The following is a 13,313-nucleotide window of genomic DNA, read 5'->3' as shown; positions in this document are numbered from 1 at the left end:
AACTTTTTATTTTGAAGTGTCAAAGTCGGGAGCCAATTTTTTGCGTCCCCAACGGGATTCGAACCCGTGTTACAGGCTTGAAAAGCCTATGTCCTAGGCCTCTAGACGATGGGGACAGTGAAAACAGTTACTAGTGTTTAGTGAATAGTGCTTGCCACACTTTTAACTCCTTATACGAACTCATCGGCTGTCCTTTTCAACTAGACATCCAACACGAGACACTATGCACTAAACACTATCCACTGCAGTATATGGGTCGGCCGGGGCTCGAACCCGGGACACCTGCCTTAAAAGGGCAGTGCTCTACCGACTGAGCTACCGACCCATTATAATGGGGGAGGCTTCCAGCGCTCCCCCAACCCCCCTTGGTTCATTCGCGCGGAATGAATCCGACGCTCATTCACATCAACTAGTCCGATCGGGTTAAGTCTCGCTCACTCTTCTCCATGCTATATATGGGGGAGGCTTCCAGCGCTCCCCCAACCCCCCTTGGTTCATTCGCGCGGAGTAAATCCGACGCTCATTCACATCAACTAATCCGATCGGGTTAAGCCCCACCCCAAGGGAAAACTTTTGACTGGTTAGCATAATCAGATGCAACGTCAAGAATTGGCGATCGGGCGCTCAGAGCCCAGGAATGGCATGAAAAGAGGGATCCTCTTCAAGCCGTTGAAAGGTGTCGTGCAGGATCAGGCCTCCAAAATCCCAGACGGTTAGAACTGTGGACCAAAATCCTACCCTCGGAAGGGTGATCGTCTCTCTTAAGCCGGTCGGCAACATACTGAAGATATCCCCTCGGCCATACTCCAACATGTAGGAGTCATCCGTCGTTGTATAATCTTTGGATCTTCCATTTTTAAGCGTCGCTCTCTGGCCCGGCGTATAATGTTCCAAGCTGCCATCGGATTGTCGGCAGACCATGCCACCTTGGATCATGATGTCGTGGACATCCGCCTTATAGACCCCCGATCCTCCGTTTGTTCCATTCACTGTTCGGAAGAACAGGAGATATTCATTTGCGCTTCCGTGTAGCAGGGCCATCTCACCGATCGCCCCCTCGACCCGGTTCCAGATCCATCGACGATTACCCGTGTAGACGTGATTTGGATAAGCAGCGGCTAATCTTCGGGTAATATTGTCCAAGAGATGGTCGTTATTACTAGAGCTCTTTTCCCGAAGCGCCTCGGAGACGATCTGCTCAAGTGTTTCAGGGGCAAACAGGTAGGGAGCGTTGGGTGTTGATGAAGAAACAGGTTCGACCATACTACCGTTAGGATCGGCAATCCCCGGATTTTGTTGCCAAAAAGCACCGGAACGAGCTAGCTATTCAAAGGATTAATGAAACGTCTCCTCTCTTTCATTTTTCTAGTCATTCTCCCCCCCCTTTTTGCGGAGGACCAGCTTACCGTTCAAAAGGCGTTTGAGGCGGCGCTTCGCAGGTCCGAGAGTTACGCGATTCGTGAAGAGGAGATCAAGGCGGCGGAGGGGAGGTATTATCAGGCGTTGGGGACTGTCCTTCCTCACCTTACCGCGAGTGGTTCTGAAATCGTTCAGGACACCTCGGGTCTTGACCTCGGAGGGGATGCCTTCAGCTCTTCTTTTGTGCGGAAGAGTCGGCCTGAGGTTGCGATCACGCTGACGCAGCCGCTCTTTCAGGGGTTTCGTGAATTCAAGGCGCTCAGTGCCTCAAGGGCCGACCGGAAAAAAACGGAACTGGAGGTGAAGAGGGCGAGACAACTCCTCTTTGCGGAGGTGGCGCAGCTCTTTCTGCTGACCCGTGAACTGGAGGAGGAGTCGTCGATCCTTATCTCTCAAAAGGGGGTGTTGGAAAGGCGGATCGTGGAATTGGGAGGGCGGATCCGGCTCGGAAAATCAAGAAACAGCGAGCTGTTGTCGGCCAAATCGCAAGACTCTCTGCTTGAGGCGGAGATTGCGAGGGTTCAGGGGCAGAGGTCTGTTGCGGGCGAGACGCTCAATTTCCTGACCGGCCTCTCTGGTGAACAAAAATTGGCGTTACCCGAAGATCCGATCTCTCCCCTTGAATCTCTGGAAAATTATCTGGTGCGTGGAGGCAACAGGCCGGATCGTACCGCCTCGCAATTTGCCGTTCAGCTTTCAGAGGCTAAACTTGTTTCCGAGCGGGCCCATTACTTTCCGAGTCTCAATCTGGAGGCGAATTATTACCCTTATCGTGTTGGATTTCAGGACGCGATTGATTGGGATCTTCTCTTCACCCTTCAGTTTCCGCTCTTCGAGGGAGGGAACAGTTGGGGATTGGTGAAGGAGGCGAAGGCGCGTCTCAAGCAGGCGGAGTTAGCCGAGTCGGAGTCGGGGCGTCGCGTGGAATTGGAGATCCGTGAGGCGTATCACAATCTTGAAACCTCCAGAAATGAGGTCTTGGCGTTGGAAAAAGCGGAGCAAAACGCCTCAAAAAATTACGAGGCCCAGAATCGGGAGTACCGGTCAGGTTTGGTGAACAATCTTGAGGTGCTGCAGTCTCTTCGGGAGTGGCATGAGATCCGCCGACAGGCGAACCGGGGGAGGCATCGGGCCCTCCTGAATGCCTACCGGCTCAAACTCGCGATGGGGGAGCTGCCGATCGAACTCTCCAAGGAGCATCCGTGACGCTCTCTGACCTCTCGATCCGTAAGCCGGTCTTTGCCTGGATGTTGATGGCAGCCCTCCTGATTTTTGGCGGGATCAGTTTCCTCCGGATGGGGATTTCACAAACGCCCGATGTCGATTTTCCGATCGCCAATATCGTTGTCGGATGGGAGGGGGCGGCGCCGGAGGTGATGGAGTCAGAGGTGGTCGACGTCATCGAAGAATCGCTCATGACGATTGGAGGGATCAAGACGGTACAGTCCTCCTCCCGGTTCGGCACCGCCTCGGTTACTGTGGAGTTCGAACTGAGCAAAGATATTGATGTGGCCGTTCAGGAGATTCAGACAAAAATCGTCCAGGCGAGCCGACTTCTTCCGAACGAGATTGATCCGCCGATTATCACCAAGGTAAATCCGGAAGATCACCCGATTATCTGGGTCGGTCTTTCCGGGGATCGTTCTCCACGACAGCTCATGGAGTACGTTCGTGATCACCTGAAGGATCAATTTAGCGTGATTCCGGGGGTTGGCGAGGTTTTTCTGGGCGGCTTTGTCGATCCCAATATCCGCGTCTGGCTTGATACAAAAAAGATGGAGGCGCTCGAGATCACGCCGGAGGATGTCTTGTACGCGATTGAAAACCAGCACACCGAATTGCCGGCAGGACGTCTGATCAATCGGGAGAGGGAGAGTGGCGTTCGTGTTGTGGGGGAGGCGAGTAGTATTGAGGAGATGGGCCAGATCACCATCCCGGCCCGGGTCCGTGAAGGATTTCTTTGGAAGACGATCCGGCTTAAGGATGTCGCCACGATTGAGGATGGATTGGCCGATATTCGCCGCGTGGCCCGTGTGATGGGAAAACCGTCGATCGGACTTGGAATCCACAAGCAGCGCGGATCAAACGCGGTTGAGGTGGCCGAAAGGGTCAAGAAGCGTCTGCAGGAATTGAGAGGGACCCTCCCGGCGGATCTTCGGCTGACCCTAAACTTTGATGGGACCGAACAGATCAAGGATAACATCCATGAACTGGAGATCACGATCCTTCTCTCGGTTCTCTTTACAGGCCTTGTCTGCTGGTTTTTCCTGGGATCCTGGAGCTCCACAGTAAATGTTGTCTTGGCAATTCCAACGGCCCTCGGAGGGGCCTTCCTCGTCATGTACTTCATGGGGTTCACCTTGAACATGATTACTCTTTTAGGACTCTCTATGGTGGTCGGGATCGTCGTTGACGATGCGATCGTCGTTCTTGAAAATATCGCCCGTCATTTTGAGAAGAGGAAGCCCAGGGTATTGGCTGCGATTGTCGGGTCTCGCGAGATCTTCTTCGCCGTCATGATTATCTCAGCGGCGGTGATTGCGATCTTCCTCCCGGTTGCCTTCATGAGAGGACTCATTGGAAGATTCTTTTTCCAGTTTGGAATTACCGTTTCGGCCGCGGTTGCCTTTTCCCTGCTCGAGGCGATTACGCTGACCCCCTCCCGTTGCAGCCAGTTTCTGCGTGTGGGGCATGAGACAAAAATCGGGAGGTTTGCCGATAACGGAATGAACCGCCTCCGTGAGGGATACCGCAGAAGTTTGGCCGTTGCCCTCCGTCATCGCTGGAGGGTACTGGGTGGGGCACTCCTTTTCTTTATCGCCTCTCTCATGATCGTTCCACTGCTACGCAAGGAGATGGTCCCCCACCAGGATATCAGCCGTTTTCTTGTCCGTCTCCAGACCGCCCCAGGCTCTTCGCTCGAGTTTACCGATTCGGTCATGAAACAGGCCGAGGCGTTCCTGACGACGCGGCCTGAACTCAACGTCTACTTTGCCGCCGTTGGCGGTTTTGGGGGAGGAGAGGTCAATTCGGGGATCCTCTTTGTGACACTCAAGAGGCCGAAAGAGCGGCCGATCGATCCGGAGAAAAAGGCCCCCTTGACGCTGCGTGATTTTCTGGCGCTCTGTCGCCAGCGGTTCAACGCGATCCCCGGTGTGACCCGGGCGACGATTCAGGAGCTCGCGGGGGCGGCGGGGGCCGGAGTGCGCGATTTTCCAATCGATGTCTCGATTCGTGGACCGGACTGGAAAAAACTGGGGGAGCTGGCGCATCTCACGATGGAGAAACTCAAGACGGCTGGTCTGGCGGTCGACCTCGACACCGATTTTCTCGCGGATATTCCGGAAATTCATGTCGTCCCCGATCGGGAGCTCTCCGCTGCGCGCGGGGTGACGACCTCAACGATTGCCCGGACGGTGCAAGCGGCGTTGGGGGGATTGAGGGCGGCACGATTTACGCAAGAGGGGCGCCGGTATGATGTTCGAATCAGCCTCACCGACGAAAATCGGAAAAGACCGGACGATATTTCAAGCCTGTGGGTGAGAAATCAGCGAGGGGAGCTCGTTCGCCTTTCAGAAGTGACACGGATTAGGGAGGCTCCGCAGCCGCTCGTGATTTCGAGGGAGGATCGGCAACGGGCCGTCCATATTTTTGGAAACGTAGCGGAGGGAAAATCACAGTCAGAGGCGCTGAAGCTTACCGAAAAAACAGCGAAAGAATCTTTTCCGGAGGGGTATTCCCTCCATTTTTCAGGAAGCTCTGAGCGTTTTCGGGAGACCTTCGGCGAGCTGGGTCTTGCTTTCTGGCTGGGGGTTGTTATTGCCTATATGATTCTCGCCTCACAGTTTAATTCCTTTTTGCATCCGATGACGATCCTTCTCGCCCTCCCGTTTTCGGTCTCCGGGGCGTTTTTGGGGCTTCTCATCATGGGTCACTCGCTGAATCTTTTGAGCATGATCGGAATCCTTCTGCTCATGGGGATTGTCAAAAAGAATTCAATCCTGCTCGTCGACTTTACAAATCAGCTGAGGGAGAAAGGAGAGGGGGTGCACGAAGCACTCCTGGCCGCCTGTCCCCTGCGCCTTCGGCCGATCCTCATGACAAGTCTGGCGATCGTTGCGGGTGCGATCCCGGCGGTGATCAAGCTCGGGCCGGGTGCCGAGCAACGGGCCCCGATGGCGACGGTCATCATCTGGGGGACGATGATCTCAACCGTTTTTACACTTTATGTTGTCCCCTGTGCCTACAGTCTGCTCTCGCGATTTGAGTTGAGAAAGCATGCAAGAGAGCATAAGGAGGCCCTTGAACTATTGGCAGGTGGTAAACGATGAGGGCTGATCATCAAAAACAGATTCTTCCGGTTGTTGGAATCAGTGCCATTCTGTTCGGCTCCTTTGTGCTGAAGCGGCCGCTTAGCCCGAAATGGCCGGCCAACGGCCCGAGTCTCCTGGAGGGGATGGTTTTCTCCAAGGAGACCTGGAGAACGATTTCCGATTGGGGAATCAAGGGGGTTGTTTTTGGGGGTTTCGGATACTACTTCATCAGGCTCGTCAAAGATCGTGAAAAAGCGAAGAATCAGGCGATCGGGGGTTTTAGCGCGTTTCTTCTGACAGAGGGGGTGACCTCCATCACGAAGCGGCTTGTGGCACGCGAGCGACCCAATCGCATGGACAACATGAGTTTCTTCTCGGGTCATGCGAGTTACGCCTTCTCTATTGCGGTTTATCTCTCGATGAACCTTTTCGATAATTACGGGGAGGATCGTCCGGTCGTCACCAAGGCGGTAGCAGCGCTGGTGATCGGGGCGGCAGCTGTTACCTCAGTTGCCAGGAGTGGGGCAGGGCGGCACTATTTCCTGGATGTCGTGGTCGGGATGATCGTCGGGACGGGGATCGGATTTTTGAACCACCGCGTGTTTAAAACAGATCAACCGAGCTCCTGCAGAAGAGAGATCTGCTCTTTAATCCCCAGTAGAAACAGCTCCCAATAACGTCGCTCTTCATAGTAGGGAAATGCCTTTTGAAAGGCCGGCTCCTTATAACGCTGGCCGATCCAGGCGGCATGCCGGATCATTCTCAAGGTTCGGAGTGGTTCCGATAAAATCAGTGTGTTGTGATCAAACTTGCGGAACATTTCATATCCTTCAAAAAAATTTTCCTTCTGTTCCCTTTTCTCCTCCTCGGTTCCGTTGAAGAGCATCCAAAGATCCTGTGTCGGGGGGGCGATGACCATGTCGTCAAAATCTACCAAATGGGGTCCCTCACGATTCCACAAGATATTCCCCGGGTGACAATCGCCATGCAACACCATCGTCTTCAGATTCTGACCGAAATGGGGGCGAATCAGTTCGATTGCCTTTAAAAGATGGGCCTCAACATTTTGTTTTAGGTCTGTCGGCAAAAAGGTCTGGGAGAGGATGAATTCAAGACTTAACGTGCCGTAGGTATGGGGATTTAAGGAGAGGCGGTGGAGAGACCTGAACTGTTCGCCGATATTATGGAGTCGAGCCAGCGTCCGGCCAAGCCAGCGCCTGTCCTCATTGGTGATCTCGTCATGCTCCCGCCCTCGAAACTTGGGATAAAAGGCGTAAAAAAAATCGCCGATCCGAGAGAGTGTTGAAATTTCCGGAAGATGGATTTGAAGCGGAAGGGGTAAAACGACGGGCACTTCCGCCTCGGCAAGCGCTTGTAAAAAGAGATGCTCCTCGCAAATCCCTTCCTGTGTCCAGCGCCCAGGGCGATAGTATTTGGCAATAAGGGGTGGAGCCTCCTCCAACCCGATCTCATAAACCCGGTTTTCGTAGCTGTTCAACGGGATCAGCGAACCGGTTGGCTGCCATCCCTGGTCACTGACCGTTTTAAAAATCGCCTCCGGAAGGAGGGTATCAAAATGAAATGCGGTCTTGCCTTGCATGAAACGCCTCTTATCCCAAAGAGAGAAGTTCACCAAGGATAAATCTTGTTCTTGTTTTTCAAGAAGTTATCTGCGTGCCTGGCACACGTGTGCGTGCGGTACACGTGTTCCCATGTGAAAATTTAAATTGACAGTCACATTAAGGGGCCTAAATCGACTGTCACATTTTTGTGGGAAAGGGGTTGGCTAGATTCATGGATAGACTGGAGTTTAATGGAACTGCTTCTCAGAACGGATTTGTGGGTAACGCCCCAATGTGTAAACGGGAGGAACCACCGGCGGCAAACAGTCAGGATTTTCTGACAAGGGTTCAGGGGACTCCGACTGGTCTGGAGCAGTTTTGGAAGGTTGCTTCAACGCAGACGTCACCGTTTTTTGAACGCTCCTTTCAGTTTCAGTGCAGCCAGATACCATCCATTCGTTGTTCGGGCATTTTTCCGGTACGAGACAAAAGTGAGGCACGTATCGCCCTTCTTCCGAATGGAGAAGACTCCTTCTCTGCGAGGATGGAGGCGCTCAAGTCTGCAAAAAAATCGATCCGGATCCAGGCATTGCTCTTCACCGGTGATGAGTCAGGTCTCGCCATTGCGGAGATTCTCAAGCGAAAAAAGCGGGATGGACTCGATGTCCGGGTCATTGTCGATGCCGCCTCCACTGCTATCGACTGGCAGACACAGTGGATGCTCTACGACCTTAAACAGAACGGTATTGAGGTTGAAGGATACGAGGCACTCTGGCTCCAGTGGATCAACGAGTTTTCAATTAAGGATCCGATGAATGTGAATCGGCGATTTCATGAAAAGCTGTGGATTATTGACGGCGAAGAGAAGGACGGCATCGCGATTGTCGGGGGCTTGAATATTGCGAATGAGTATTTTCGTGTCGGGAGCCGACCCAAGGATCGCTGGAGGGATCAGGATCTGGCGGTTAAGGGGGCCATTGTTAAGGACCTTGTGGCCACTTTTGACAGGAACTATCAGTATTTCAAGGGGGTCAAGACGGGTCATCCCGACATCTTCAATACGGACAAATACTGGAAGGAGTGGCGAGGTCAGATTGTTGGACGATTTGGGCTCCTCCCCGTGGCTTTCAAGACGGACGACAAAATTACTGCGAAGGTGAAACAACTGGCGAACCGGTCCGTTTTGAACGGTCTGAAATTTATGGGGGCGACGGCACGATTTGTCCAGAACCGTCCACGGTATGAGGAGAGTTTTATCCTGCAGGCCTATCTTTCTCTGATCGAATCGGCTCATGAGAGGATCGAGATCGCCAACGCCTATTTTATTCCGAAGCGAGTTATCCGGGAGGCGCTTATCCGCGCTCGGGCACGGGGTGTGAAGGTGACGATCCTTACGAACAGCAAGGAGACAAATGACCTTCCCCAGATGACCGTTGTTGGAAGGTATTTTTACAAGGGGCTTATTGCGGCAGGCATTGATATTCACGAATGGCAGGGGCACAAGCAGGGTGAGGGGACGCTGCATGCAAAATATGCGATCTTTGATAACAGGACGGCGATTGTCGGTTCCTACAACCTTGATCCGAGAAGCGAGCTCCACAACAGTGAATCAATCATTACATTTGAAGAGCGGGAGCTGGCCTCCGGTCTTTCCGGTCTCTTTGCCAAGGATCTTCAGAAGAGCAGGAAGATAGGGAAGGGAGAGGCGGATAAATTTTCATTGCCAAAAAATCCGTGGGAAAAGATGGAGCTTTCTGTCAGTCTCTGGTTTCAGGACTGGGTATGAAGCTCCCCGCGGCAAGACGGCAGGGTTTTCTGGCGGAGGCGGATAAAGAGGATTAAAAACGATGCCGGAGAACGGCGAACCACAAAAAATCATTTTTTCGATGAATCGGGTCAACCGGGTTTATCCCCCGAACAAGACGGTGCTTAAGGATATCTCCCTCTCTTTTTTCTACGGGGCGAAGATCGGTGTGTTGGGGCTCAATGGGGCCGGGAAGAGCTCACTCCTTAAGATCATTGCGGGCCTGGACAAAGACTACGACGGGGAGCTCCATTTTTCTAAAGGATATACGGTTGGCCTGCAGGAGCAGGAACCCCGGTTGGATCCGAACAAGACGGTAAAAGAGGTGGTTCAGGAGGGAACGCAGGAAGTGGTCGATCTGTTGCGTGAGTTTGACGAGATCAACAACAGCTTCGCCAATCCGATGTCGGAAGAGGCAATGAATAAGCTGATTGAGCGTCAGGCCTCGGTTCAGGAGAAACTCGACAAGGCCGATGCCTGGAATCTGGACAATCGTCTGGAGCTTGCGATGGATGCCCTTCGTTGTCCACCCGAAGATCAGAAGATCGGGTCGTTATCGGGAGGGGAGAAGAGGCGCGTCGCCCTCTGCCGGCTCCTCCTCCGCGAGCCGGATATCCTCTTGCTGGATGAACCGACGAACCACCTCGATGCCGAGTCGGTCTATTGGCTCGAGCGTCACCTCCATCAATACAAGGGAACGGTCATCGCGGTTACACATGACCGGTATTTTCTTGATCATGTAGCAGGGTGGATCCTGGAGCTCGACCGGGGGTATGGGATCCCCTGGAAGGGGAATTACTCCTCCTGGCTGGGCCAGAAAGAGGAACGGCTGGCCCATGAGGAGAAGGCGGATCAGAGGAAGATGAAAACCTTGCAACGCGAACTGGAATGGATCGGTCAGTCTCCCTCGGCACGTCGGTCGAAAAGTAAGGCCCGCATCTCAAACTACGAAAAGCTCCTGCAGGAAGAGGCTGAGAGACGGGATGAGACACAGGAGATCACCATCCCACCCGGACCAAGACTCGGCCAGCTTGTGATTGAAAGCAAAAATATCTCCAAGGCGTTTGGGGAGAGACTGCTTTTTGAGAACTTAAGTTTTTCACTGCCCCAGGGGGGAATCGTTGGTGTGATCGGTCCGAACGGTGCCGGAAAGACGACGCTCTTTCGGATGATCATGGGGCTCGAAAGGCCTGACAGCGGGAGCTTCAAGATCGGTGAGACCGTCAAGTTGGGGTATGTTGATCAGGAGAGGCTTAAGAGTGACGACACGCGGACCGTCTGGCAGGCGGTCTCAGGGGGGCAGGATCTGATCCTTTTGGGGAAGAGGGAGGTGAACTCCCGCGCCTATCTCTCCCGATTTAATTTTTCCGGAACGGATCAGGAGAAGAGGGTGAATACGTTGTCCGGTGGGGAGAGGAACCGGGTTCACCTTGCGATGACACTCAAGGAGGCGGGGAATGTCCTGCTGTTGGATGAACCGACGAACGACCTTGATGTCCACACCTTGCGGGCCCTCGAGGTCGGATTGGAAAATTTTGTCGGTTGTGCCGTGGTGATCAGCCACGACCGGTGGTTTTTGGACCGGATTGCAACCCACATCCTCGCGTTTGAGGGGGAGAGTCGTGTCGTCTGGTTTGAGGGGAACTTCTCCGATTACGAAGAGGATAAAAAACGTCGTTTAGGTGCCGAGGCCCTTGCTGTCCATCGGATCAAATACAAGAAATTCAAGCGATAAACTGTTTTTCCCCAGAAAAGGTGTACGCCCCAGGAGTACATTTTTTTAAGGGAACGGTCTCTTAAAGAGCATCTTTTAAGAGACAATGTCGATCATGTGACAGAAGCCGGCGAAGTTAATTTAAGGAGGAAAATATGGGTTATGTTGATTTGATACAGAGAGGGGAGTTGGATCAGGCCTGCCACGCGCTTGTTGATCAGATGAATCAGGTCATTGCAGAACCTGACACGACAAATAGGGAAAAGAGGAGCGGGCTAAAGGGTCATATGGATACCTATCGTTCGGCAGTCGAGAAAAAATATCCGGGTAGGATCTTACGCTCAAAGGAGGATATGGAAGGTGAGGCGAGGACCAACCTGATACGGTTTGCTACTAAGGTTCCTGCGGGGGAAGGATTTGGGATCGGTCTTGCAATCTTTTCTGCCCTTTTTGCCACGCTAGGTTTTGGGACTCTTGGGGAGAATATAAGTAGAGGACCAACCGCGGTAGGTGCCTCGATCGCAATGGGCATACTTGGTGGAGGTGGAGTTTATTTTGGTTTTCACTTATCTAAAAAAAGTCAATCCAACACCAAAATATCATACCTACCTGTGAGCTACGACCTGTGCAGCCAGCCGGTGAAGCCTTACCCCTAAGTCCCTTTGACTCAAGCGATCAGGGTTGCAAAATCGCCTGATTCGTGGCCGGCCGGCACGACGGCCCCTTTTCGCCTGAGAAATTTTGCAGGGATTAGCTTTCGTGCCTTTGCGTTGCCGGCCTCCATAGAGATTATTTCACCGGCCGGATTAAGAAGGTTCATCGGAAGGTCGTTGTTCCAAATCCTTTGCTTCTTTTTTGTCTCTCCCAGGTAGAGTTCCAGATCACCGGCCGGATCGGACCGATTCTTGCCGCTACAGGTGAAGATCTGAACACCGCGATAGGGTGGAAGAACCGTTCCTTCGGGGAGCGTTAACCGAACAGCCCCCTCCTGTTGAAGGGCCCAGTGGGAAACATCGATCGGTTCGTCGGAGTTGTTGTAAAGACGGATGTTCTCTTTTACGTCCTCAAAGCCGCTGATATGCTGGAGGGGATTGAAGGCAATCAAATGAAGCCCTTCGGCCCTCTGGTGCCTGAATCCGTCGGAGACTCGTTCGGCGGCTGTCCCATTGGAGTAAAAAACAGTGGCAATCCGCTCTTCCGTCCCACGTGTTACGAGAAGAACGGGATGATCTCGATCGAGTTCGAAACGCGGGGTCCCCTCCGGCTTGTCATGCATGAGGCCGACGACAAATTCGGCATTGGAGTTGTTGTTGTATTCCGTGCTGTCGAGCAGCAGTCGCACCCCCTGACCCGGGAGGAGGGTGAAGTCGGGGATCGGTTCCTCACGGGGACCGTTTCGGATCTTGTAGTCTCCCAGATTGAGTGCCTTATCCGTTGTATTAAAAATCCGTACCATCACCTGGTCTCCACCAAGCCCCTCATCGCGCATCGTTCTCACACTGGAGATATGCAGCCCCCCCTGATACTGGGGATACTGCCAGATGCCGATCCCCTCTCTCTGGGCCGCCTGCTGGAGACCAACAAACTCGGTACTCATACCGGTCGCATCAGGCATGATGATATAGACATGGGCATGTCCTGACTCGACCATCGCCCGATTCAGATCGATCCAGTTGCCCGCCTTGGTCTGAACGAGGACCGTCGCGATCGGTCGACGATGGGCATCCGTTCGGTACAAGACAACCCGTCCGTGGTTGTCATGCATATCAGACAAGTCTTTCAAAAACCAATACGCCTCGAGTGCCCCCATCTGTCCTCGACCATTTCGAACCTCGGGATGACCCGGCCCTTTCCATGCCTCGGGGCTGTTGACCAGGATAAAACGGAGCGGGACCGAGTCGGTCATGCCGTCGGCGATCGCATGCATCGTGTCGCCATCAATAATCGCATGTTTTTCTTCAGCCCCGTCACGAACCCTTTTAAACGTGAGTTCAACTCCCTCGAGCTCCCCGCCAGTTCTTCGATGTGTCTCGAGAAATCCTGAGAGTCTGTCGGCCGCCTCGAGGTTTAAACCGAGCAGCTCTTTTATGTTTGGCGGGCTGTCGCCGATGAGGCCGGCCTCGGGGGAGAGTATTCTGCTTGGGACGGGGCCGTTGAGAAGGCCCAAGCTGCAAGGTACTTGAGAGGCCGCCCTGTCGACCGCCTCCCCCATCCCGCGGCCGACACCCATGTAGAAGAAACCTTCGGTGAGCTCCCTCGTAAAGAGCTGTCCCACTGTCATGTTTGTCTCGGGCAACCAGCCGACGCCACCCATGCCACAGCTCAAGGCGACGGAGGCGACCGCCTGTATCGGCTCCATGGCGGCATCCTGGAGAATAGTGGTGCCCCATCCCCATCTCTGGATTGCGACCCGGCTCATCATCATCGCAGGGAGGGAGTAGAGGAGTGAGACCCTCCATTGATCAAGGAAACTCTGATCGGCAGGGATCCCTTGGGTCAGT

At 53.6% G+C, this 13,313-nt stretch carries 9 protein-coding genes and 2 tRNA genes; 6 read left to right on the top strand and 5 right to left on the bottom strand.

Annotated features, from left to right (window positions below):
• Positions 1 to 43 precede the first annotated feature (43 nt).
• The 3 genes from HYT77_03550 to HYT77_03540 all read right to left on the bottom strand — a co-directional run bounded on the left by HYT77_03550 (position 44) and on the right by HYT77_03540 (position 1,263).
• A tRNA-Glu gene (locus HYT77_03550) sits at positions 44 to 116 on the bottom strand.
• A gap of 136 nt (positions 117 to 252) precedes the next feature.
• Positions 253 to 325 (bottom strand) — tRNA-Lys (locus HYT77_03545).
• Positions 326 to 624: 299 nt separating this feature from the next.
• Complete coding sequence (locus HYT77_03540; protein ID MBI2067067.1) at positions 625 to 1,263, bottom strand: hypothetical protein; 639 nt, start codon at positions 1,261 to 1,263, stop codon at positions 625 to 627.
• A gap of 75 nt (positions 1,264 to 1,338) precedes the next feature.
• Here HYT77_03540 and HYT77_03535 point away from each other — a divergent pair, with 75 nt between their 5' ends.
• From HYT77_03535 to HYT77_03525, 3 genes are read left to right on the top strand one after another with little or no spacing between them, the layout of a single operon-like run.
• On the top strand, positions 1,339 to 2,625 hold the full coding sequence (locus HYT77_03535; protein ID MBI2067066.1) for a TolC family protein: 1,287 nt from the start codon (positions 1,339 to 1,341) through the stop codon (positions 2,623 to 2,625).
• Positions 2,622 to 5,750, top strand: a complete 3,129-nt coding sequence (locus tag HYT77_03530; protein ID MBI2067065.1) for an efflux RND transporter permease subunit — start codon at positions 2,622 to 2,624, stop codon at positions 5,748 to 5,750. The genes HYT77_03535 and HYT77_03530 overlap by 4 nt, the downstream gene beginning before the upstream one ends.
• The gene (locus tag HYT77_03525; GenBank protein ID MBI2067064.1) at positions 5,747 to 6,409 is read left to right on the top strand and encodes a phosphatase PAP2 family protein; all 663 of its coding nucleotides are present in this window, start codon (positions 5,747 to 5,749) and stop codon (positions 6,407 to 6,409) included. Before HYT77_03530 ends, HYT77_03525 begins: the two co-directional genes overlap by 4 nt.
• Here HYT77_03525 and HYT77_03520 read toward each other — a convergent pair.
• Complete coding sequence (locus HYT77_03520; protein MBI2067063.1) at positions 6,346 to 7,332, bottom strand: serine/threonine protein kinase; 987 nt, start codon at positions 7,330 to 7,332, stop codon at positions 6,346 to 6,348. The genes HYT77_03525 and HYT77_03520 overlap by 64 nt on opposite strands.
• A gap of 194 nt (positions 7,333 to 7,526) precedes the next feature.
• Between HYT77_03520 and HYT77_03515 the strand changes: the two genes are divergently transcribed.
• The 3 genes from HYT77_03515 to HYT77_03505 all read left to right on the top strand — a co-directional run bounded on the left by HYT77_03515 (position 7,527) and on the right by HYT77_03505 (position 11,468).
• Positions 7,527 to 9,080 carry a phosphatidylserine/phosphatidylglycerophosphate/cardiolipin synthase family protein gene (locus HYT77_03515; GenBank protein ID MBI2067062.1) on the top strand — a complete coding sequence of 518 codons (1,554 nt, stop codon included), beginning with the start codon at positions 7,527 to 7,529 and terminating at the stop codon, positions 9,078 to 9,080.
• Between the two features lie 61 nt (positions 9,081 to 9,141).
• Complete coding sequence (ettA, locus tag HYT77_03510) at positions 9,142 to 10,833, top strand: energy-dependent translational throttle protein EttA (protein MBI2067061.1); 1,692 nt, start codon at positions 9,142 to 9,144, stop codon at positions 10,831 to 10,833.
• 134 nt (positions 10,834 to 10,967) lie between these two features.
• On the top strand, positions 10,968 to 11,468 hold the full coding sequence (locus HYT77_03505) for a hypothetical protein (protein MBI2067060.1): 501 nt from the start codon (positions 10,968 to 10,970) through the stop codon (positions 11,466 to 11,468).
• Between the two features lie 11 nt (positions 11,469 to 11,479).
• On the opposite strand, the gene HYT77_03500 is transcribed toward HYT77_03505, so the two are convergent.
• Positions 11,480 to 13,313, bottom strand: a 1,834-nt coding sequence (locus HYT77_03500) for a thermonuclease family protein (GenBank protein MBI2067059.1), incomplete at its 5' end; no start/stop codon positions are given.

It is taken from the genome of Deltaproteobacteria bacterium (genome assembly GCA_016180855.1).
Lineage (GTDB): Bacteria > UBA10199 > UBA10199 > JACPAL01 > JACPAL01 > JACPAL01.
Note: the sequence above shows the minus strand (reverse complement) of the source record. Positions and strands in the feature narration are given on the sequence as shown.